Origin of the sequence: Clostridium saudiense (assembly GCF_000577815.1) — a bacterium.
Classification (GTDB): domain Bacteria; phylum Bacillota; class Clostridia; order Clostridiales; family Clostridiaceae; genus Clostridium; species Clostridium saudiense.
In genome coordinates, this window is the sequence record NZ_CBYM010000008.1 from 1 (window position 1) to 23897 (window position 23897).

Below are 23897 nucleotides of genomic sequence, written 5' to 3' on the forward strand. Positions count from 1 at the left end.
TATAAAAATAGGGTTATTTCATGATGAATTTAATATGTACATTAATGTAGAGGTAAACAATAATTACTTTGCTAAAAGATGAAAAGTTTGATATAAATAATATAGGAAAAAATAAAGCTACATAAGAGGTGAAGTTTGTGAGTAAAAATTTAAAAGTAGGTAAGATAGTAAATACTCATGGTTTAAAAGGTGAAGTTAAAGTTATTCCATTAACTGATGATATGAGAAGGTTTGATGATTTAGAGCATGTATTAATAAATGGTAAAGAAGTTAAGATAGAAAGCTGTAAATATCAAAAAGATAGGGTTATAGTTAAGCTTGAAGGAATCAATAAAATTGAAGATGCTGAAAGACTTAAGGAAAAGTTTATGGAAGTAGAAAGAGAAAATGCAGTTGAACTTGAAGAAGATTGCTATTTCTTAGCTGATTTAAGAGAATGTACAGTATTCGATACAACTGGTAAAGAATTAGGTAAAATATATGATGTTATTCAAACTAAAAATAATGATGTATATTGGATTAGAAAACCTAAAGAATTACTAATACCTGTATTAAAAGATATAGTGTTGGATATTAATATAGAAGAAAGAAAAATAACTATAAAACCAGTAGGAGAATGGATGGATGAAGATTAGTATTCTTACTCTTTTCCCTGAAATGTTTAATATATTTAATCATAGTATAATAGGAAAAGCACAAGAAAAAGGATTAATTTCTATTAATACTGAAAATATTAGAGATTATACTTTAAATAAACATAAAAAGGTTGATGACTATCCATATGGGGGTGGAGCTGGTATGGTAATGGCAGCTCAACCAGTAGTAGATGCTATAAGAGCATGTAGAAAAAATAATAATGGGAAGGTTATTTTTTTAGGTCCTAAAGGAAAAACATTTAATCAAAAAATGGCAGAAGAATTGTCCAAAGAAGAAAATTTAATTTTCCTTTGTGGACATTATGAAGGAATAGATGAAAGAGCATTTAAAGAAGTAGATTTAGAAATTTCACTTGGAGATTTTGTATTAACAGGTGGAGAAATGGCTGCTATTCCAGTAATAGATTCTATTTTGAGATTAGTTCCTGGTGTTTTAAATAAATCTGAAAGTCATGAAGATGAATCTTTTTCTGATGGATTATTAGAATATCCACAATATACAAGACCGGAAGTTTTTGAGGGAGAAAGTGTACCAGCAGTATTAATTTCAGGACATCATGAGAATATTAGAAAATGGAGAAGATTAAAGTCTCTAGAAATTACAAGGGAAAGAAGACCAGATTTATATAAAAATGTTATTTTGACAAAAGAGGATAAAAAATTATTAAATAGTAAAAAATAATATCTTGAAATATAAAAAAACTTATGTTACAATAACTTTTGTGCTAGTACGGGCGTTCCGCTGTCAAAGTTTTGTTAAGAGCGTCAATTATCAATTTAGGAGGGAATGCACGATGAACGAAATATTAAGAGCTATAGAAGCAGAACAAATCAGAACTGATTTACCAGAATTCCACGTTGGGGATAATGTTAAATTACACGTTAAAGTTAAAGAAGGTAACAGAGAAAGAATTCAAATGTTCGAAGGTACTGTTATAAAGAGACAAAACGGTGGTTTAAGAGAAACTTTCACTGTAAGAAGATTAGCTTACGGAGTTGGAGTTGAAAGAACTTTCCCAGTTAACTCACCAATCATCGAAAAGATGGAAGTTACAAGAAGAGGTAAAGTAAGAAGAGCTAAGTTATTCTACTTAAGAGATAGAGTAGGTAAGGCTGCTAAAGTTAAAGAATTATTAACTAGATAATTTAAAGTTAATAAAGATATTAAGGGACTTAGTATTAAGTCCCTTTTTGTTTGCAATAATATAAGTGAAACTCTAAATCTTCGATTTAGTTAGTTGAACTTGCTTGAAAGTCCAAATTTTAATTTGCTAAGTTGAAGGTACACTTTAGTGTACTCAGCTATGGAAGAGAGTTGAGTTTCATTTGAAGGATTTAAACTTAATAAAAGAAATTTTAATTAACTTAACAAAACTTAAAGTTCAATATTTATTGAAAGTTGATTTAGATAAATATAATTGTTAAGAATAAATAATAGATATTTAGTTAAAGGAGGATGAATTATGGCTACAATAAATTGGTTCCCGGGTCATATGAAAAAAACAAAAAGAGAAATTGAAGATAATTTAAAGCTTGTTGATGCTGTAATAGAAATTAGAGATGCTAGAATTCCAAGAAGTTCTGCAAACCCAGATATAGATAAACTTTGTGCTGGAAAGCCAAGAATAATTTTATTAAATAAAAGTGATTTGACGGAAGCAAAGGTAACTAAAGATTGGATAAAAGAATTATCTAATGAAAATGTTAAGGTTTTAGAAGTTAATTGTTTAAAAGGTCAAGGATTACAACAAATAAAACCTGCATTATTAGAACTATTAAAAGAAAAGCATGAAAGAGCTAAAGCTAAAGGATTAGTTAAATTTATGATGAGAGTTATGGTAGTTGGTGTACCTAACTGTGGTAAATCTACATTTATAAATAAAATGGCAAGAAATAATATTGCTAAAACAGGAGATAGAGCTGGTGTTACTAAGAGCAAGCAATGGATAAAGACATCTCTTGATATGGAAATGTTAGATACTCCAGGTGTATTATGGCCTAAATTTGAAGATGAGAGAACTGCGTTAAATTTAGCCTTCACAGGAGCTATAAAAGATGAAATAATGGATATAGAAGAATTAGCGCTTAAGCTTGTTGAAAGACTTCAAGAGTATTATCCAGATAGATTGATAGAGAGATTTGGTATTACAGAAATACAAGAAAATCCATTAGATAATCTTGATGCCATTGCAAGAAAAAGAGGATGTATTATGGCTCGTAATGAAATTAATTATAATAGAATTGCCGTAATGCTTATTGATGAATTTAGAGGTGGAAAGCTAGGAAAGATTTCTTTAGAGCGTCCTGATGATGTTTTTGAAGAAGTTGAAACTGTAGTAAAAGAAGAAACTGAAAAAGAAAGAAAAAGAAGAATAAGAAAAGAAAAGAGAAATGAAAAGAAAAAGGAAAAGAGATAATGGATATATTAACTATGGATATTAGCGGTTTAAGCTATAAAATTGTTAAAGAAAAAGTTGATGAAATTAATGTCAATGAATTACATGATTCTCAAGAATTAATTAATATTATAGATATATTAAAGGCTGATAAAAGAAAAAATATCAATAGCTTAGGTGATAAACTTCAAAGAGCTAAGGAAAAGATAGAAAATGAAATCAAAAGAGTAAGAAGTATGTATGATTTTGATAAGTCTTTTGAAGGATTTAATATTATTGCTGGTGTTGATGAGGTTGGGAGAGGACCATTAGCGGGACCAATTGTTTCATGTGCTGTAGTATTAGATTTAAATGTTGTAGATGAAGAGTTAATATTATGGATAAATGACTCTAAGAAGTTAAATGAAAAGAAAAGAGAAGAGTTAGCAGAAGTTATAAAAGAAAAGGCATTAGCTTATCATATTGCTTCGCGTGATTCAAAGGAAATAGATTCTAGAGGAATTGGTGTTTGTAATAATGAAGTATTTCTTGAAGCATGCAATAGTTTAGAAGTTAAACCAGATTTAGTTTTATCTGATGGATATACAGTAAAGGGAATAAAAATACCTAATAAATCTGTTATTAAAGGAGATACAAAATCTGCATGCATAGCAGCTGCATCTATAGTTGCAAAAGTATATAGAGATAACTTAATGAAGGAATATTCAAAAAAATACCCATATTATGCTTTTGAAGAAAATGTAGGTTATGGAACATCTAAGCATATAGAAGGGCTTAAAGAATATGGGCCAACAGAAATACATAGAATGTCATTTTTAAATAATATATTAGAACGTTAGTTAATATGCTCTAAAAGCATCTTCTATATGATTAATAATATAAGAAGAGTTTAAGTTGTTAAATATTATTTCGATTATATCGTATCTAATATTGTAATCAAAATATTTTTTAGACATTGAATATAATTTTGAGAGTTTAATAATTTGATTTTGTTTATAGTAGGTAACAGATTCTATTGGGAAACCAAATGAATTTGAGTACCTACTTTTTATTTCGCAAAAAATTAGCAAATCTTTATTCATACACACAATGTCGATTTCGCCAAATCGATTTCTATAATTCATATTTAAAATTCTATAACCTTTAGATATTAGGTAATCACGAGCTAAACTTTCACCAAATTCACCAATTAACTTTTTGTAATTATTCATAAAATCACTCCTTATTTTAATGATGGACTATGAAATTATTTTTATTCATTTGAGATTAAAGAAATATCACATTGTCAATAATGAAGAGGTACTATTGAAATATGAAGGGATTGTGATTTAAAAACATGGCTATAAAAATAATAAGTGCAACTCATAGTGGGCTAGATGGAGTATTGATTAATGTTGAAGTAGATATAACGAAAGGTATACCTATATTTAATATAGTTGGATTACCTGATATATCGATTAAAGAATCTAAGGAGAGAGTGAGACTTGCAATTGTAAATAGTGGTTATGAATTTCCTTTAGGGAGAATTACTATAAACTTAGCTCCGGCTGATGTGAGAAAGATTGGGACACTATTAGATTTGCCTATTGCGTTAGGAATTTTAATGGCCTCAGGACAAATAGATGAGAAAGAATTAGATGATTATATTATCTTTGGAGAGTTATCATTAAATGGTGAATTAAAGGGCATTAAAGGAGCTATCCCTATAATTTTTGAAGGAGATATTAATGAAAAGAAAAACTTCATATTTCCGTTGGAAAATTTAAAGGAAATGAGAAGCTTTGTATTAGGAAATTTTTATCCTTTTAAAACTTTAAATCAAGCAATTTCCTTTATTGAAAATAATGATTTACTTCCTTATAAGAGAGAGAAAAAAAGAGTTAAGAAGGAAATTTATATAAATAAATTTGAAGATATTATGGGACAGTATACATCAAAGCATGCAATGGAGATAGTTGCAGCCGGAGGACATAATATTATGCTTTTTGGTTCGCCTGGATGTGGTAAAACAATGTTAGCAAAAGCTTTACCATCAATATTACCTCCAATGACTTTAGAAGAGCAAATGGAAGTTGCAAAGATTTATAGTGTATCGGGGATGTTAAATGATGGATATGATATAAAAAGGCCATTTAGAGCACCTCATCATACTATAACTAAAACTGCTTTAATCGGAGGGGGAAGGGATATTAAAGCTGGAGAAATAACACTTGCACATAATGGGATATTGTTTTTAGATGAAATTCTTGAGTTTAAAAAGGAAATTTTAGAATTATTGAGGCAGCCATTAGAAGATAGAATTATAAATGTTTCAAGGTTAAAAGAAAGTTATACATTGCCAAGTAATTTTATTTTAGTTGGAACATTTAATCCATGCCCTTGTGGAAAAATGCTTGATTATGATTCTACTTCAGTATGTACTTGTAGTGAGATAGAGAAAAAAAGGTATATTAATAGAATGTCTAGAGCCTTATTAGATAGAATTGATATTTTAAATTTTGTTCCAAGAATAAAATCTACAGAGATTGATGGAGAAAAAGATAAAATTAATTCTGACAATATGCGACATAGAGTAATACTTGCACGGGAAATTCAAAAAGAGAGATTTAAAGGATCAAATTATAGATATAATTCAGAAGTAGTTGGAAAAGATGTTTTAAAAATGTGTAATTTAAGTAAAGAAGGGAAAAAAGTTCTTGAATCATATTATAAAAGATATGATATTACACTTAGAGGATATACCAAAATAGTTAAAGTTGCAAGAACTATAGCGGATTTAGAATGTAGAGATGAAATAATGGATTATCATATTATTGAAGCAATAGGATTTAGAAAAAATGTTTTTGGGGAAATAATTTAAAGAGAGGTATACGTAGATGGATAAGTATAAGATATGGTTTATTTTATTGAAAATAAGTGAAGAATCAAAGGTTAAATTAATAGAAAAGTATAATAATGAAGAAAATATTTATAATAATATTGATAATATAATTAATGAAAATGAAATAAATAGGTTTTTTATATCTAGATTAAAGCATAGAAATACTATTGAAGAAGAGGCTTTTGAAGAATATTTACATAAAAATGGAATAAAATACGTAACATTAGCATCAGAATTATATCCTCAAAAGTTAAAGAGTATTAATAATCCACCTTATGTATTATTTTATAAAGGAGATTTGTCATTAGTAAATTATAAAATGGTAGCGGTTGTTGGTTCAAGAAAAAATACTATTTATGGAGAACAGGTTGCTAAATTTATAGCTAATGAATTATTTGATATTTCTTATGGAGTGGTAAGTGGTGTAGCAGCAGGAATAGATTCTGTAATGCATAGGCAGATACTTAGCAGAGGGGGAAAAACGATTGGGATATTAGGGTGTGGAATAGATGTAGTTTATCCTAGGTTTAATAAAAAATTATATGATCAAATTGTAAGTGAAGGATTGTTAATGTCAGAATTTTTACCAGGAACTAAACCATTATCGTATAATTTTCCTAAGCGTAATCGAATTATAAGTGGTTTTAGTGATAAAGGGGTAATAGTTGTAGAGGCATCAAGGAAAAGTGGTTCTTTAATTACGGCAAATTATGCTTTAGATGAAGGGAAAGATGTTTTAGCTGTGCCTGGACCAATATTTAATGAAAGTAGTGCTGGTTGTAATTTGTTAATACATCAGGGTGCTAGCCCTTTTATAGGAAAAGAAGATTTATATGATTTTCTTAATATAATTAAAAAAGAAAGTAAAAATAATAAAAAAAGTAGCATAAAAGTAAATTTGTTAGAAATAATAGGAAAAGAACCTATCCATATAGATAAAATAATTGGAAGTGTAAATATTGACAGAATAGCTTTATTTGAGTTATTATTTGAAATGCAAAATGAAAATGAAATTATTTGCCTGCCAGGCAATTATTACGTAAAGATTAGTTAGATGTTTTAGGGGGGTAAAAGCTCCTAAGCAATATATAGGAGTTGATGGTATGGGTCAGAATCTTGTTATAGTAGAGTCACCTGCAAAAGCAAAAACAATAAGTAAGTATTTAGGAAAGAATTATACAGTTGAAGCATCAATGGGGCATGTTAGAGATTTACCTAAAAGTAAATTAGGTGTTGATATAGAAGATAATTTTACTCCAAAGTATATAACTATAAGAGGAAAAGGTGAATTAATTGCTAAATTAAAGAAAGCAGCTAAGAAAGCAGATAAAATATATCTTGCAACCGACCCCGATAGAGAGGGAGAGGCTATTTCTTGGCATTTAGCAAATATTTTAAAAATTTCTGAAGATGAAACTTGTAGAATAGTTTTTAATGAAATTACAAAAGGTGCTGTAAAAGAATCTATCAAAGGAGCAAGAAAGATCAATTTAAATTTAGTTGATGCTCAACAAGCTAGAAGAGTCTTAGATAGATTAGTTGGTTATGAAATAAGTCCAATACTTTGGAAAAATGTAAAATGGGGACTTAGCGCAGGAAGAGTTCAATCTGCAGCTTTAAAATTAATATGTGATAAAGAAGAAGAAATTAAAGCATTTGAACCAAAAGAATATTGGACCGTTGATTGTGTTTTAAAGAAGGAAAGAAAAAAGTTCCCAATTAAATTAACGAAATACGAAAATAAAAAAATAGAAATTAGCAATGAAAATGAAGCTAATAAGGTAATAAGTGATTTAAAAGAAAATGAATATAGGGTAGAAAAAGTTAAAAAAGGAAGCAGACTAAAAAATCCACTTCCACCGTTTACAACAAGTACTCTTCAACAAGAAGCAGCTAAAAAATTAAACTTTATTACTAAAAGAACCATGTCAATAGCTCAAGCTTTATATGAAGGTGTAGATGTTAAAGGGTTTGGTACAGTTGGGCTTATTACTTATATGAGAACTGATTCTGTAAGAATTTCAGAAGAAGCACAAGGAAGAGCAATTGAATTTATTAAAGAAAGCTATGGTGAAGAATATATACCAGAAAAGTTAAGAGTATATAAGGGCAAGAAGAATATTCAAGATGCTCATGAAGCTATTAGACCATCTCATATAGAAATAACACCTGAAATAGCAAAGGCTAATTTAACACCTGAGCAATATAAGTTATATAGCTTAATATGGAAAAGATTTATTGCAAGCCAAATGGCATCATGTGCATTAAATACAAATAGCATTGATATTGCTAATGGAAAATATACTTTTAAAGCTTCTGGATCTACAATAAAATTTGATGGTTTTATGAAGGTATATGATTATACAACAGAAGATGATGAAAATGATGTATTACTACCAAGCTTAGAAGAGGGAGAAGTATTAGAACCTTCATCTGTTGAAGGAAAACAACATTTTACTCAACCACCTGCAAGATATACAGAGGCTTCTTTTGTAAAATTACTTGAAGAAAAGGGAATTGGTAGACCAAGTACATATGTACCTACTATTTCAACTTTATTAAGTAGAGAGTATGTAATAAGAGAAAAGAAGAATTTAATTCCTACTGAATTAGGGTTTATTGTAAATAATATAATGTCAGATTATTTTAAACAAATAGTTGATGTAGATTTTACAGCAGGAATGGAAAGAAAGCTGGATAATATTGAAGAAGGAAATGAAGAGTGGAAAAAAGTTGTTGGTGAATTCTTTGAACCATTACAAGTTGCTATAGAAAAAGCAGAAAAAGAAATTTCTAAAGTTGTAATTGAAGATAAAGTAAGCGATGTTCCATGTGATAAATGTGGAAGAATGATGGTTATAAAGAAAGGTAGATACGGAACATTCTTAGCATGTCCAGGATATCCAGAATGTAAAAATGCAAAACCTATAGTTGAAGAGTTAGATGTGCCATGCCCTAAATGTGGAGGTAAGATATTATCTAAAAGAAGCAAAAAGGGTAAAAAGTTTTTTGGATGTTCAAATTATCCTAACTGCGACTTTGTAAGTTGGAATGAGCCAATTAAAGAACCATGCCCTAAATGTGGAAGTTATATGACAATGAAGTTTTCTAAAACAAAAGGAAATTATGCAGTTTGTTCAAATGGTGAATGTGGAAATACAATGCCTTTAGAAAATGATAAGTTAGAAAATGACAAAAAGGAAGAATAAAATATAACCCCTAACAAAACTGAGTGTCGAAAGAATGTAAAATATGTTGTAAATAAAAAATTATTATGATACTATAAAAGATAAGAGATATCATAAGATTTTGATTATTTAGAAAATTAACATTTAGTAGATAAGAAGTATGATGGGGGGAGTATTTAATTGTCATCATTATTAAATAAAACGAGAAGATTAAATAAGATTTTACAAACGGGTGGAGCTGATCCAGTTGTATTTGATGATATATGCAATCTTTTAAGCGAAGTGCTAGAATGTAATGTATATATTATTAGTAGGAAGGGAAAAGTTTTAGGACATACTTTTTCAACAGATTTTGAATGTGAAATAATGAAGAAATATGTTTTAGATGAAGGTAGATTTCCATTAGGATATAATGAAACTTTATTAAAGATCACAGAAACTTTAGCAAATTCAAAAAGCAATGGGAATTGCGTTTTTAAAGGTGAGGGAGTTTGCGAAGTGTCTAATAAAATTTCTACTATAGTACCTATAATAGGAAATAGAGAAAGAATGGGTACATTACTTTTAGCGAGATTTGGTAATGAGTTTACTGAAGATGATTTAGTATTAACTGAGCATAGTGCAACTATAGTTGGAATGGAAATGTTAAGAGCTAAACAAGATGAGTTAGAAGATGATGCGAGAAAGAAAGCTGTTGTTCAATTAGCAATTGGAACTTTATCTTATTCGGAATTGGAAGCTGTTGACCATATATTTAATGAATTAGATGGCAACGAAGGGTTATTAGTAGCTTCTAAGATTGCTGATAAGGTTGGAATTACAAGAAGTGTTATTGTTAATGCTTTAAGAAAATTCGAAAGTGCTGGTGTAATTGAGTCTAGATCATTAGGTATGAAGGGAACTCATATCAAAATTTTAAATGAAAAGTTAATTGATGAATTAAAGAAAATAAGATAAAAATAAATGGAGATTATACGAGAGTATAATCTCTTTTGCATATATATGGTTATATAATGTGTTAAAGGTAAAAAATGCAGTAAATGATTGTTTATTGACTTATTATATTTTATCAATTGTTTATAATTTTGTATTTCGGGAATAATAAGAAAGATAATTATTATTAAAAAGGTAGTATATTAGTGTTTAGAAGTAATAAAATTATAGTGAATTTATTCTTTTATGACGTGAAAGATAAAATATGCAAAAAATATGTTGCTAGTATAAGAAGCTTGTGATATACTAACCTAGGTAATAAAATACGCACACAGCCCAATTTATAAAGTTGGTGCCTGAATTTGGGAAGCTTTATAAGAATGAAGGCTGTGGAGGAAAAACCAGGAGGTAACAAAATGTCAGTAATATCAATGAAACAATTATTAGAAGCAGGCGTTCACTTTGGACACCAAACAAGAAGATGGAACCCTAAGATGGCTCCATATATATTCACAGAAAGAAACGGAATATATATAATAGATCTTCAAAAGACAGTTAAGAAGGTAGAAGAAGCTTACAACTTCATTAGAGAAGTATCAACAGAAGGAAAAGACATTCTTTTCGTTGGAACTAAGAAACAAGCTCAAGAAGCTATTCAAGAAGAAGCTATAAGATCAAACATGCACTACGTTAACAACAGATGGTTAGGTGGTATGTTAACTAACTTCAAGACTATCAAAACTAGAATTAAGAGATTAGAAGAATTACAACAAATGGAACAAGATGGAACATTTGAAGTTTTACCTAAGAAAGAAGTAATCAAATTAAAGGGTGAAATGGAAAAATTACAAACTAACCTTGGTGGTATCACTAACTTAGATGTTAACAACATCGGAGCTATGTTTGTAGTTGACCCAAGAAAAGAAAAGAATGCTATATCTGAAGCAAAAATCTTAGGAATCCCAGTAGTAGCTATCGTAGATACTAACTGTGACCCAGAAGAAGTTGATTACGTAATCCCAGGAAACGATGACGCTATCAGAGCTGTTAAATTAATAACTGCTAAACTTGCTGATGGAATTATCGAAGGAAGACAAGGCGAACAATTAGCTGAGTAATAATTTTAAGAGGTAGGTGAGGGAAACTTCATTTACCTTTTAACCTAAAATAAGGTTTACATTTAATGTCAAGGAGGAATTTAATAATGATAACTGCTAAATCAGTTAAAGAATTAAGAGAAATGACTGGCGCAGGAATGATGGACTGCAAAAAGGCTTTAGTTGAAACTGAAGGAAATATAGAAAAAGCTGTTGAATTTTTAAGAGAAAAGGGATTAGCTGCTGCTGCTAAAAAAGCTGGTAGAGTTGCTGCTGAAGGTATAGTTAAGACTTTCGTTTCAGCTGACAAGAAAACTGCTGCTATGGTAGAAGTTAACTGTGAAACTGACTTCGTTGCTGCTAATGAAGAATTCGTTTCATTTGCAACAAAAGTTGCAGAAATGGCTGCTAACACTTCAGCTACAACTGTTGAAGAATTAGTTGCTGAAAAATTTGATGGTGAATCTACTGTAACTGAAGCTTTAACAGCTTTAATCGCTAAATTAGGCGAAAACATGACAGTAAGAAGATTTGTTAAATTCAACATAGAAAACGGTGCTATAGCTAGCTACATCCACGGTGGTGGAAGAATCGGAGTTATGGTAGAAGTTGCTAGCGAAGCTACAGATGTTGCAGCTTTAGAAGAAGTTGCTAAAGAAGTTTGTATGCAAGTTGCTGCTGCAAATCCATTATTCTTAAGCAGAGAACAAGTAGATAACGAAGCTTTAGAAAAAGAAAAAGAAATCTACAGAGTTCAAGCATTAAATGAAGGAAAACCAGAAAATATCGTTGAAAAAATGGTAATGGGAAGAATTCAAAAGTACTACAAAGAAGTTTGTCTTTTAGATCAAGCATGGGTTAAAGATGGAGATAAGTCAATATCTAAGTTCTTAGAAGAAAAATCTAAAGAAGTAGGTTCTCCAATAACTGTTACAAGATACGCTAGATTCGAAAGAGGAGAAGGTATCGAAAAAGTTGAAGAAGACTTCGCTGCAGAAGTTGCTAAGACTATGGGTATGTAATATCGAGAGAACACTTTTGTGTTCTCTTTTTTTAAGGAAAAGAGTACATATATACCACAAGGAGGGATTACAATGGCAAATATCGCATATAAAAGAGTAATGTTAAAAATTTCAGGGGAAGCTTTATCTGGAGCCAACGGATTTGGTTTTGACTTCGAAGTAGTAGGAAGAATCGCAAGAGAAGTTAAAACTTTAGTTGACATGGGTGTAGAAGTTGGTTTAGTTGTAGGTGGAGGAAACATATGGAGAGGTAGAACTGGTGAAGGTATGGACAGAACTACTGCTGACCATATGGGAATGCTAGCTACTTGTATTAATGCACTTGCATTACAAGATGCATTAGAAGGAATAGGGGTTATGACACGTGTTCAAACTGCAATAGAAATGAAAGAAATAGCTGAACCTTTCATAAGAAGAAGAGCTGTTAGACACCTTGAAAAAGGAAGAGTTGTAATCTTTGGAGCTGGATCGGGAAATCCATATTTCTCAACTGATACTGCAGCAGCATTAAGAGCAGCTGAAATTGAAGCTGATGTTATATTATTAGCTAAAAATGTTGATGGTGTATATGATAAGGATCCAAATAAGTTTGCAGATGCTAAAAAATATGATAAACTTACTTATATGGAAGTAATCGAACAAGGATTACAAGTTATGGATACAACAGCAACTACATTATGTATGGATAATAATATTCCAATACTAGTTTTCGGTATAAGTGAAGAAGGAAATATTAAAAAAGTTATGGAAGGTCAAAAAATAGGTACAATCGTATCTAAATAATAGGGAGGTATATATGATTAAAGAAGTTTTAAACACTGCTGAATCTAAAATGCAAAAGACAATATCTGTATTATCATCAGATTTAACTACATTAAAAGCTGGAAGAGCTAATCCAAAGATGCTTGATAGAATTCAAGTTGAAGCATACGGTGGATTATGTCCAATAGAGCAAGTAGGTAACATATCTGCTCCAGAACCAAGAATGTTAGTTATAACTCCATGGGATAAATCTTTATTAAAAGAAATAGAAAAAGCAATTTTAAAATCAGATTTAGGAATCAATCCTTCTAATGATGGATCTATAATAAGATTATTAGTTCCTGAATTAACAGAAGAAACAAGAAAAAATCTTGTGAAAAATGTTAAAAAATTAGGTGAAGATGCAAAAGTAGCAATAAGATCTATTAGAAGAGATGCTAATGAAAAAATTAAAGCATTAAAGAAAGACGGACATATTTCAGAAGATGAAGTTAAAAAAGGTGAAGATGCTGTTCAAAAGAAAACAGATCAATATGTTAAAGAAATAGATTCACTAATTGTAGCTAAGGAAAAAGAGATTATGTCAATTTAAAACCTGCTATTTAGCAGGTTTTTTTCTTAAGTGTAATTATTAAATTTTATTCATAAATATTACTTTACACTTTAAATATGATATGATTTATTTAAAATAAAGTGGAGGCAGAAAGAATGTTAAGTTATTTTAAAGCTAATAAGAATGTACAAGAAAATAATTTTGAATTAGATTTTGATAATATACCTCAACATATAGCTATAATTATGGATGGTAATGGTAGATGGGCAAAAGCGAGAAATTTACCTAGAACTATGGGTCATAAAGCTGGTGTAGAAACTATTAGAAGGGTTATAAAAGAAGCTGATAGACTAGGTGTAAAATATATTACTTTATATGCATTTTCAACTGAGAATTGGAAAAGACCAAAAGATGAAGTTAATGCTTTAATGAAACTTTTAGTTCAATATTTAAAAACAGAAGTAAGCGAACTACATAAAAATGGAGTAGTTTTAAGGGTGTTAGGTGATATTAATGCACTTGTAGATGATTGTAGAAGAGAAATCGAAGAATCTATAGAATTAACTAAAAATAATACAGGATTAGTATTAAATTTTGCTTTTAATTATGGTGGAAGAGATGAAATAATAAAAGCAGTAAAAAATATTATAGATGATGTGCAAGAAGGTAAAATTAATAAGGAAAATATAAATCAAGAATTATTCTCAGATTATTTATATACTAAGGATTCACCAGATCCAGATTTAATAATTAGACCATCAGGAGAACAAAGAATAAGTAATTTCTTATTATGGCAATGTGCTTATTCTGAATTTTGGTATTCAAATGTAAATTGGCCTGATTTTTCAGAGAAAGATTTACAAAGAGCTATATATGATTATCAAAATAGAGATAGAAGATTTGGTGGAGTATAGCATAGGAGGAAAAGTATGAAAATTAATAGTAGATATATAGGTGCAGTTGTACTTGCCCCACTACTAATATTTGTGCTTTTAGGCGGATTACCATTAAAATTATTCACTATAGCATTATCAGTATGTGGATTATATGAGTTTTATCATGCCTTAAAGACTAAAGAAATTAAGAGTATTCCAATAATAAGTTACATTTTATTAGTAGTTTATTACGCGCTAAACAATAATTTTGAATATATGATGTATATTTTAGTTATAGCAATTGTGTTAGCTTTAATAATACCAATTATAGATTTAAAATATTCATTTATAGATGTTGCAGTAACATTTTTAGGATTTATATATGTAGTAATTCTATTTAGTTTTATTCCATTAGTAAATTCGAAAGTTAATGGTGGATATTTAGTATGGTTAATATTTATTGGATCATGGGTTTCTGATACTGTTGCATACTATTTTGGAAGATTTTTTGGTAAGCACAAATTATGTCCAAAGGTTAGCCCTAAGAAAACTATTGAAGGTTCAATAGGAGGATTTTTAGGAGGAACACTTGGATGTGGGATATTTGGAATTATAGTAAGTAGTTATGTTCCAGAAGTTAAACTTATTCATTTCTTTTTAATTGGTGCTTTATGCGGAATAATGAGTCAATTTGGGGACTTAGTTGCTTCATCAATTAAAAGATATGTAGGATTAAAAGATTATAGTAATTTAATTCCAGGACATGGTGGAATATTAGATAGATTTGATTCAATCTTATTTAATGCAGTTGTAGTATTTTACTATTTAACGTTTGTAATAGGAATTTAAGTTTAATAGATACAATAGAAATAAACTATTGTATCTTTTTTTTATTTGAATGAAAAGTAGTCTAAAAAATATATGAATATAATAAATTAATAGTATGAAGTAATATAAACTAAGTTATCGTAGTAGAAATAAGGAGGTAAAATGAGAATATATAATGGATATAAAAAGCATTATCAATATCAAATACTAGTTAATTTATTATTATTGCTATTTCTTTTTATTGTAATAGCTTTTGTTATTAAGAATTATTTTAAACCATTTTTATCTATTATTATTTTATTAATAATATGTACTCCAATTTATGATTTAATGAAAAAAGTATTTCAAAAGAATGAAATTGCAGGAGCTCTAACAATTTTAGTAATTAATGTGCTTATGTTTTGTTTTGTATTTTATTTTGGAAATTCAATTATAGATTTAGTTCAGAGCTTTTACATAAATCATATAAATGACTTAAAGGAATGGCTTAACACAATTAAAGTTATATTTAATGTAGATTTAGAAGAAATGCTACATAATGGATCACAAGGATTATCATCAGTAACTTCTTTTAAAAGTAGTTTAGCAGTTACAGGGCAAGGAATAATATCATATATTATAGCCAATATAACTGTATATTTTACTTTAGTGGATAAAAAGTTATTTTTAAAGTTGTTAAATTGTTTATTACCTTATGATGTTGTAGAAACTATAAGGGAGAAAAAAAATAATTTAGGAGAAGTAGTAAAAATAGAAATTAAATTAGTAATAATATGTATGATAATTACTATTATAGGATTTAAAATATTAAGGATTCCTAGTGCAATATTTTTAGGGCTTATATGCGGAATTTTAGATATTTTGCCATATGTAGGAACAATAATTGTATTTATTCCAATTATAATATACAATATAATAATGAAGAAATACTTACTAGTAGTTGGATTGATAGCTTTATACTTATTATTACAGGTAGTAAGAGAGATATTAGAATTAAAGTTTCTAAGCTCTAAATTAGATATTCATCCATTAGTAGTAATGTTATCTATGTATATAGGAGCAGAAGTCTTTGGAATAATAGGAATATTCATAGGTCCTATATACTGTTTAATAGCAAAAGATTTAATATATGAAGGAACATTGTAGGAGGTATAAATGAAAAGTATTTCAATTTTAGGGGCAACTGGTTCCATTGGGACACAAACTTTAGACGTAATTAGAAATTCAGAGGGGACGATTAACCTTATAGGAATTACTGCTAATTCTTCCGTTGATAAGATTAAAGAAATAATTAAAGAGTTTAAACCAAAATATGTAGGCATGATGGAATTAAATTCTGCTAAAGTTATTGAGGAGTTTTGTAATGAAAGCTATCCAGAAATTAAAGTTTTTAGCGGGATTGATGGATTAATTAAAATTGCAACATTAGATGAGATTGATACTGTGGTTACTTCTGTTGTGGGAATGATAGGATTAAAACCAACTATGGCTGCAATAGAAGCAAAAAAGGATATTGCTTTAGCTAACAAGGAAACATTAGTTGTAGCAGGGGAACTTGTTATGAATAAAGCAAAAGAAAATAATGTTAGAATATTACCAGTTGATTCAGAACATAGCGCTATTTTCCAAAGTTTAAGTGGATATAAGAATAAAGATATTAATAAAATAATATTAACTGCTTCAGGAGGTCCATTTAGAGGAAAGAACTTAGAAGATTTAAAAGATGTGACAGTAAAGGAAGCACTAAAACATCCAAAATGGAATATGGGGCAAAAGATATCTATAGATTCAGCTAGTCTTATGAATAAAGGGTTAGAGGTTATAGAAGCCCATTTCTTATTTGATACTGATTATGACAATATTGAGGTTGTTGTTCATCCTCAAAGTATAATTCACTCTATGGTTGAGTATAAGGATGCAAGTATTATAGCTCAAATGGGAACGCCTGATATGAGATTACCAATACAATATGCATTAAATTATCCAGAAAGAAAAGGTATGATTGCAAAGCCACTTAATTTTTATGAAGTAGGATCATTAACGTTTGAAAAACCAGATTTAGATACTTTTAAGTGTTTAAAATTTGCATACGATGCAGGTAAAATTGGAGGTCTTGCACCTACTATTTTAAATGGTGCTAATGAAGAAGCAGTAGCATTATTATTAGAGGAAAAAATAAAGTTCTTACAAATAGCAGAAATAATAGAAGAGTGTATGAATGTATTTAAAGAAAACTATTATGATGAGCTAACTTTAGAAAATATTGTAGAGTTAGATAAAAAGGTAAGAAAATATATAAGAAATAAATGGGAGTTAGGAGTGAAGTAAGTGTATATTATAATGGCAATATTGGGCTTTAGCTTACTAATTATTGTTCATGAATTAGGACATTTTATTATGGCTAAGGTAAATGGTATTAAGGTAGAAGAGTTTTCAATAGGAATGGGACCTGAGGTTTTCTCTAAAAAGGGAAAGGAGACTCAATATTCATTAAGACTATTTCCTATAGGTGGATATGTTAAAATGCTTGGTGAAGAGGAAGACGTTGAAGATGAAAGAAGCTTTTCTTCTAAATCACCATTAAGACGAATTACAGTTATATTAGCTGGTGCTACAATGAATATTATTTTTGCAATTATAGCATTTTCTATAATAATTAGTAATAGAGGATATACAGAAACTACAATAAGTAAATTAGAGCCAGATACTCCTGCAATTGAATCAGGTTTACAAGTAGGAGATAAAATATTAACAATAGATGGGGCCAGAGTATTTACGACTACAGATGTATCAATGGGTATTCAACTTTCTAAGGGAGATTCTGTAGATTTAGTAGTAGATAGAAATGGAGAAAAGGAAAACATTACAGTTACTCCAAGATTAATTGAACAAGATGGAACACAAATGTATCAAATAGGATTTCACTATACACCTGTAGAAAATCCAACAATACTTGAATCTATAAGAGAGTCATTTAATGAGACAATTTCATTAGCAACACAAACATTTAAGAGTCTTAAGATGATGGTTACTGGAAATATAAACTTTAAAACAGATGTTGGTGGACCGGTAACTATAATTAAAATGTCAGGGCAAGCAGCTAAAAATGGATTAATGACATTGACATATTTCTTAGGATTCATTAGTATTAACTTAGCTGTGTTTAATTTATTACCTTTCCCTGCACTTGATGGTGGATGGACTGTAATATTATTAATAGAGCTAATAACAAGAAGAAAAGTTCCAGATAAAGTTGTTGGAGCAGCAAACTATGTAGGGTTTATGATATTAATAGGCTTTATGATTGTAGTAACATTAAAAGATATATTATTCCCTATTAGTTTATAGGAGCGAGGAAAAATGGAAAGAAAAATTACAAGAAAAGTTAAGGTTGGATCTGTTTATGTTGGAGGAGATGCACCAGTTTCAATTCAATCTATGACTAATACAGATACAAGAGATGTAGAAGCAACATTAAATCAAATAAGAGAATTACATGTTGCCGGATGCGAAATAATAAGATGTGCTGTACCAGATATGATTGCTGCAGAAGCAATTAAAGATATATGTGCAGGATCACCAATGCCTGTAGTAGCAGATATACACTTTGATTATAAATTAGCTTTAAAGTGTGTTGAAAATGGAATTAGTGCAATTAGAATTAATCCAGGTAATATTGGTAATGTTGAAAGAGTAAAGGCTGTTACAGAAGCATGTAAAGCTAAAAATATTCCAATAAGAATTGGAGTTAACTCAGGTTCTTTAGAAAAGGATATTTTAGAAAGAGATGGAAAACCTACAGCAAAAGGTCTTGTTGAATCTGCATTAAGACATGTAAAGATATTAGAAGAATTAGATTTTCATGATATAGTAATATCAATTAAATCTTCTGATGTTCCTATGATGATAGAAGCATATAGATTAATGAGTACAAAGTGTAACTATCCTCTTCATTTAGGGGTTACGGAGTCAGGTACTGTTTTTAGAGGAACTATTAAGTCTACACTTGGAATAGGAACATTATTAGCGGAAGGGATAGGAGATACTATAAGAGTATCATTAACTAGTGATCCAATAGAAGAAATTAAAGTAGCAAAGGAAATGTTAGTTGCCTTAGGTTTAAGAAAGCAAGGAATGACTTTTGTATCTTGTCCAACTTGCGGAAGAACTCAAATAAACCTTATAAAAATTGCAGAAGAAGTAGAAAAAAGACTTGAAAACTGTAATAAAAATATTAAGGTTGCAGTTATGGGCTGTGTTGTAAATGGCCCAGGGGAAGCAAGAGAAGCTGATATTGGTATTGCAGGTGGAAAAGGTGAAGGATTAATTTTCAAAAAAGGTGAAATAATTAAAAAAGTTAAAGAAGAGGACCTTATTGAAGAATTAATGAAAGAAATAGAAAATTTATAAAAATACAATAATCTCCAAGGTTACTTTAATATTAAGATTAACCTTGGGGATATTTTTTATAATTATATAAAAAAGTGTTGACTATTTTCGACAATTGAGTATATAATGATTTCAAGAAAAACTAGTCCTTTAAAATTAATCCAGAGAGATTAAAAAGGTCGGATATTGTACGACAGATAAAGCTTTAAATATGATAAAAATAAATTAAATTAATATATTTATACCATGTTTAATTTTAAGTAGTAACGACCTTTCTATAAAAAGAAAGGTCGTTTTTTTATACCTTAGGCACTGGTTTTTAAATTTTATGTTTAAGGAGATTTAAAAATGGAAGTAAAATTAAAAATGGATAGCAATGTAAATAAGGAGGACCATGATTACGCATTAGGTCATGTGCATAGCAAAGATAAGAAAGGATTTCTTTCAATGTTTGTAGTAATGCTTGGATTTACATTTTTCTCGGCTAGTATGTTAACAGGTGGAAATCTAGGGACAGGCTTAACATTAAAAGAGTTCTTCATAGCAGTATTATTAGGAAATTTAATATTAGCTTGTTATACAGGATTGTTAGCATATATAGGAGCAGATACAGGACTTTCGATGCATTTACTTGCTAGGTATTCATTTGGAGAAAAGGGTTCATATCTTGCATCATTTATAACTAGTATTACGCAAATTGGATGGTTTGGTGTTGGAATAGCAATGTTTGCAATACCAGTAGCAAATAGATTTAATATAAATTTATATTTATTAGTAGCAGTAACAGGATTATTAATGACAGCAACAGCTTATTTTGGAATGAAGTCTTTAACAATATTAAGTGCAATAGCAGTACCAGCAATAGCTATATTAGGAAGTACATCAGCAGTGATGGCAACTAATTCAGTAGGTGGAGTACAAGGGTTAATGAATATAGAGCCAACTAGTAAAATGGCAATGGTAACAGCGGTAACTTTATGTGTTGGTTCATTTATAAGCGGAGGAACAGCAACACCTGACTTTGCTAGATTCTCAAAAAATAAAAAAGTAGCAGTTGGAACAACAGTAGTAGCATTCTTTATAGGAAATTCTTTAATGTTCTTATTTGGAGCAGTAGGTGCAATGGTTACAGGAAATTCTGATATAGCAGATGTAATGTTCTCACAAGGTTTAGTAATACCAGCAATATTAGTTTTAGGATTAAATATTTGGACAACTAATGATAATGCAATTTATACATCTGGACTTGGATTATCAAACATAACTAAGTTGCCTAAAAAACAAATGGTAATCATAGGAGGACTTATAGGAACAGTAGGATCAATATGGTTAAATAATAACTTTACAGCATTCTTAACTTTCTTAAACTCAATGTTACCTCCAGTTGGTGGAATAATAATAGCAGATTATTTCTTTATAAAGAAAAGAAAATATGATAATATTGAAAATGCAAAGTTTAAAAATGTAAACTGGATAGCAATAATGGCTTTCTTAGTAGGATTTATAGTTGCAAATGTTGTAACAGTTGGAGTTATAGCATTAAATGCAATTTTAACAACAATGATAGTTTACGTAATAGGAACAAAAATAACTGAAAAATAAGGTGATGATAATATGTTAATTAAAAAAGTAAGACTTTTAGATAGAGAAGGATTATTTGACATAAGAATAGTTGATGGAAAGTTTACTGAAATAGCAGAAAATTTAGATGTTGTAAATGATGAAGAAATTATAGAAGGAAATGGAGCATTAGCTTCTGCTCCTTTTATAGAACCACATATACATTTAGATACTACTTTAACAGCTGGAGAACCAGAATGGAATAAAAGTGGAACACTTTTTGAAGGAATAGAAAGATGGTCTCAAAGAAAAGAATTCTTAACTAAAGAAGATGTTAAAACTAGAGCTAAAAAAGCTATAGAATGGCAAGTTGCTAATGGAATTCAATTTATAAGAACTCATGTTGATGTTACTGATGAGAGTTTAATTGCTTTAAAAGCAATGATAGAAGTAAGGGAAGAAATTAAAGATTATGTTACATTACAAATAGTAGCTTTCCCACAAGAAGGAATTCTTTCTTATCCTAATGGTATTCAATTAATAGAAGAAGCTATAAAGTTAGGGGCTGACGTAATAGGGGCTATACCTCACTTTGAATTTACAAGAGAGTATGGTGTAGAATCTATAAATAAAATATTTGAATTAGCTAAAAAATACAATGTATTAGTAGATGTTCATTGTGATGAAATAGATGATGAGCAATCAAGATTTTTAGAAGTAGTAGCAGCAAGAGCTTTAGAAACAGGCCTTAAAAATAAGGTAACAGCTAGTCATACTACAGCAATGGGATCGTACAATGATGCATATACATATAAGTTATTTAGGTTATTAAAAATGTCTGGAATAAACTTTGTTTCAAATCCTTTAGTAAATACTCATCTTCAAGGAAGATTTGATACATATCCTAAGAGAAGAGGTATAACAAGAGTTAAGGAATTAAACGAATCAGGAATAAATGTTTCTTTTGGACATGATGATATTTTTGATCCATGGTATCCAATGGGAACTGGTAATATGATAGAAGTAGTTCATTTTGGGTTACATGTATGCCAAATGATGGGCTATGATGATATAAATGAATCATTAAAGTTTATATCTACTAATAGTGCAAGAACATTAAATATTGAAGATATATATGGAATAGAAATAGGTAAACCAGGGAATTTAATATTACTAAATTCTGAAAGTGGTTATGATGCTGTTAGAAGAAGAGCAGAGGTTTTATATTCAATAAGAGAAGGTAGAGTTATAGCAAAGACTATACCAAGCAAGTCATTTATAACTGTAAATGAAGAAAAAGAAGTAACATTTAAAAGATAGTAGAAATAAAAGCAGATGAATTGCATTAAATTCATCTGTTTTTATTTTTTTATTATATTTAAAATTAATGAACTTAATTTATATAATATTTTAATTGATTCTACATATATTGTTAGTAAACTAAAATATTTATAAAAATGGAGTGATATTAAAATGGATGATAATGCCCTGATATTGATTGTTGTTATTGCTATTCTTATTATTATGTCAGCTTACTTTTCAGCTACAGAAACAGCTTTTTCTAGCTTAAATAAAATTAAGCTAAAGAACTTAGCTGTAAATGGAAGTAAAAGAGCCGAAAGTACATTAAATCTCGCTAAAAAGTTTGATAGCATACTTTCAACCATATTAATAGGTAATAATATAGTGAATATAGCATCAGCATCAATAGCTACTATAGTTTTTACTAAATATTATGGGGATGCAGGTGTAACAATTTCAACAATCGTTATGACTATAGTTGTATTAATATTTGGGGAAATATCTCCTAAAAGCTTATCAAAGGAGAGTCCTGAAAAATTTGCAATGTTTTCTACACCAATATTAAAAGTATTGCTTATTATATTTACCCCACTAAATTTTGTGTTTGGGTTATGGAAAAAGACTATTTCTAAGGTAATAAAAGTTGAAGAAATTCCAATAGAAGTTGAAGAAGAATTATTGACTATTGTAGAAGAAGCTGAAATTAAAGGTGGAATAGATGAACATGAGAGTAAGCTTATACGTTCAGCTATAGAATTTAATGATTTAGATGCAGATCAAATACTAACCTCAAGGGTTGATTTAATTTCAATATCTAAAGAAGCTACAATAGAGGATGTAAGAAGGGTTTTTAAAGAAAATAAATTTTCAAGAATTCCTGTTTATGAAAATAATATAGATAATATAATTGGTGTGATTCATGAAAAAGATTTTTATGATGCACTAGATGATAAAAAAGTTAATATTGATAGTATTATAAAACCAATATTATATGTGACTTCAAATACTAAGATTTCAGAACTTTTAAAGAAGTTTCAATATCTTAAAAATCATATGGCTGTAGTTATAGATGAATTTGGTGGAACCATGGGAATTATAACACTTGAGGATGTATTAGAGGAACTAGTAGGTGAAATATGGGATGAGCATGATGAAGTTGTAGAATATTTTAAAAAGATAGATGAAGATAAGTATTCGGTTATATGCAGTGTTTCATTAGGGGATTTTTTTGAAGAATTTAATATGAAGGAAGAAGTAGATGATTTTGAAGTACAAACTGTTAACGGATGGGTTATAAAAGAATTTGGATATTTACCTAAGGTTGGAGAAAGTTTTGTATATAGAGATTTAAGTATTTCTATTTCTAAAATTGAGGAGAGAAGGGTAAAAGAAATAATAGTTGAAAGAATTGAGGAACAGAAATGTAGCTAATTTTTAATAAAGTAAAATACAATT

General features: G+C 29.2%; 23 protein-coding genes. 22 read left to right on the forward strand and 1 reads right to left on the reverse strand.

Features of this window, described 5'->3' with window-relative positions; all coding sequences use genetic code 11:
• Positions 1-137: 137 nt before the first annotated feature.
• The 5 genes from rimM (at position 138) to TY07_RS05715 (ending at position 3891) form a co-directional block, all read left to right on the forward strand.
• Positions 138-635, forward strand: coding sequence for a ribosome maturation factor RimM (gene rimM / locus TY07_RS05695; RefSeq protein WP_042396531.1), 498 nt, complete (start codon positions 138-140; stop codon positions 633-635).
• Positions 625-1338 carry a tRNA (guanosine(37)-N1)-methyltransferase TrmD gene (trmD, locus tag TY07_RS05700; protein WP_042396533.1) on the forward strand — a complete coding sequence of 238 codons (714 nt, stop codon included), beginning with the start codon at positions 625-627 and terminating at the stop codon, positions 1336-1338. Before rimM ends, trmD begins: the two co-directional genes overlap by 11 nt.
• A 112-nt stretch (positions 1339-1450) precedes the next feature.
• Entirely contained in the window at positions 1451-1801 is a 351-nt protein-coding gene (gene rplS / locus TY07_RS05705) for a 50S ribosomal protein L19 (RefSeq protein ID WP_042396536.1), read from the forward strand.
• A gap of 318 nt (positions 1802-2119) precedes the next feature.
• A complete protein-coding gene (ylqF, locus tag TY07_RS05710; protein ID WP_042396539.1) occupies positions 2120-3073 on the forward strand; it encodes a ribosome biogenesis GTPase YlqF in 954 nt (317 codons plus the stop codon).
• Positions 3073-3891 (forward strand): ribonuclease HII, encoded by an 819-nt coding sequence (locus TY07_RS05715; RefSeq protein ID WP_042396541.1) that lies wholly within the window; start codon positions 3073-3075, stop codon positions 3889-3891. The genes ylqF and TY07_RS05715 overlap by 1 nt, the downstream gene beginning before the upstream one ends.
• Here TY07_RS05715 and TY07_RS05720 read toward each other — a convergent pair whose 3' ends face one another.
• Positions 3892-4263 (reverse strand): YraN family protein, encoded by a 372-nt coding sequence (locus tag TY07_RS05720; protein ID WP_042396544.1) that lies wholly within the window; start codon positions 4261-4263, stop codon positions 3892-3894.
• A 125-nt stretch (positions 4264-4388) separates the two neighbouring features.
• Here TY07_RS05720 and TY07_RS05725 point away from each other — a divergent pair, with 125 nt between their 5' ends.
• The 17 genes from TY07_RS05725 (at position 4389) to TY07_RS05805 (ending at position 23873) form a co-directional block, all read left to right on the forward strand.
• Entirely contained in the window at positions 4389-5912 is a 1524-nt protein-coding gene (locus tag TY07_RS05725) for a YifB family Mg chelatase-like AAA ATPase (RefSeq protein WP_042396548.1), read from the forward strand.
• A 16-nt stretch (positions 5913-5928) separates the two neighbouring features.
• The gene (gene dprA / locus TY07_RS05730; protein ID WP_042396549.1) at positions 5929-6987 is read left to right on the forward strand and encodes a DNA-processing protein DprA; all 1059 of its coding nucleotides are present in this window, start codon (positions 5929-5931) and stop codon (positions 6985-6987) included.
• 49 nt (positions 6988-7036) lie between these two features.
• Complete coding sequence (gene topA / locus TY07_RS05735; protein ID WP_042396551.1) at positions 7037-9142, forward strand: type I DNA topoisomerase; 2106 nt, start codon at positions 7037-7039, stop codon at positions 9140-9142.
• Positions 9143-9301: 159 nt separating this feature from the next.
• On the forward strand, positions 9302-10078 hold the full coding sequence (gene codY / locus TY07_RS05740) for a GTP-sensing pleiotropic transcriptional regulator CodY (RefSeq protein WP_042396553.1): 777 nt from the start codon (positions 9302-9304) through the stop codon (positions 10076-10078).
• A gap of 392 nt (positions 10079-10470) precedes the next feature.
• Positions 10471-11172, forward strand: coding sequence for a 30S ribosomal protein S2 (gene rpsB, locus TY07_RS05745; RefSeq protein ID WP_042396556.1), 702 nt, complete (start codon positions 10471-10473; stop codon positions 11170-11172).
• Between the two features lie 86 nt (positions 11173-11258).
• Positions 11259-12173 carry a translation elongation factor Ts gene (gene tsf, locus TY07_RS05750; protein WP_042396558.1) on the forward strand — a complete coding sequence of 305 codons (915 nt, stop codon included), beginning with the start codon at positions 11259-11261 and terminating at the stop codon, positions 12171-12173.
• A 72-nt stretch (positions 12174-12245) separates the two neighbouring features.
• A complete protein-coding gene (pyrH, locus tag TY07_RS05755) occupies positions 12246-12956 on the forward strand; it encodes a UMP kinase (protein WP_042396561.1) in 711 nt (236 codons plus the stop codon).
• A gap of 13 nt (positions 12957-12969) precedes the next feature.
• A complete protein-coding gene (gene frr, locus TY07_RS05760) occupies positions 12970-13527 on the forward strand; it encodes a ribosome recycling factor (protein WP_042396563.1) in 558 nt (185 codons plus the stop codon).
• 116 nt (positions 13528-13643) lie between these two features.
• Positions 13644-14402, forward strand: coding sequence for an isoprenyl transferase (locus TY07_RS05765; RefSeq protein ID WP_042396566.1), 759 nt, complete (start codon positions 13644-13646; stop codon positions 14400-14402).
• 15 nt (positions 14403-14417) lie between these two features.
• Positions 14418-15212: a phosphatidate cytidylyltransferase gene (locus TY07_RS05770; protein ID WP_042396568.1), complete on the forward strand. Its 795-nt coding sequence runs from the start codon at positions 14418-14420 to the stop codon at positions 15210-15212.
• A 141-nt stretch (positions 15213-15353) separates the two neighbouring features.
• Positions 15354-16337, forward strand: coding sequence for an AI-2E family transporter (locus TY07_RS05775; RefSeq protein WP_042396571.1), 984 nt, complete (start codon positions 15354-15356; stop codon positions 16335-16337).
• Positions 16338-16346: 9 nt separating this feature from the next.
• The gene (dxr, locus tag TY07_RS05780) at positions 16347-17519 is read left to right on the forward strand and encodes a 1-deoxy-D-xylulose-5-phosphate reductoisomerase (protein ID WP_042396573.1); all 1173 of its coding nucleotides are present in this window, start codon (positions 16347-16349) and stop codon (positions 17517-17519) included.
• Positions 17520-18539 carry a M50 family metallopeptidase gene (locus TY07_RS05785; RefSeq protein WP_042396576.1) on the forward strand — a complete coding sequence of 340 codons (1020 nt, stop codon included), beginning with the start codon at positions 17520-17522 and terminating at the stop codon, positions 18537-18539.
• 12 nt (positions 18540-18551) lie between these two features.
• Positions 18552-19601, forward strand: coding sequence for a flavodoxin-dependent (E)-4-hydroxy-3-methylbut-2-enyl-diphosphate synthase (ispG, locus tag TY07_RS05790; protein ID WP_042396577.1), 1050 nt, complete (start codon positions 18552-18554; stop codon positions 19599-19601).
• A gap of 327 nt (positions 19602-19928) precedes the next feature.
• A complete protein-coding gene (gene codB / locus TY07_RS05795) occupies positions 19929-21182 on the forward strand; it encodes a cytosine permease (protein ID WP_157029146.1) in 1254 nt (417 codons plus the stop codon).
• Positions 21183-21194: 12 nt separating this feature from the next.
• The gene (codA, locus tag TY07_RS05800; protein WP_042396579.1) at positions 21195-22460 is read left to right on the forward strand and encodes a cytosine deaminase; all 1266 of its coding nucleotides are present in this window, start codon (positions 21195-21197) and stop codon (positions 22458-22460) included.
• Positions 22461-22613: 153 nt separating this feature from the next.
• Positions 22614-23873 carry an HlyC/CorC family transporter gene (locus tag TY07_RS05805; RefSeq protein WP_042396582.1) on the forward strand — a complete coding sequence of 420 codons (1260 nt, stop codon included), beginning with the start codon at positions 22614-22616 and terminating at the stop codon, positions 23871-23873.
• Positions 23874-23897: the final 24 nt, after the last annotated feature.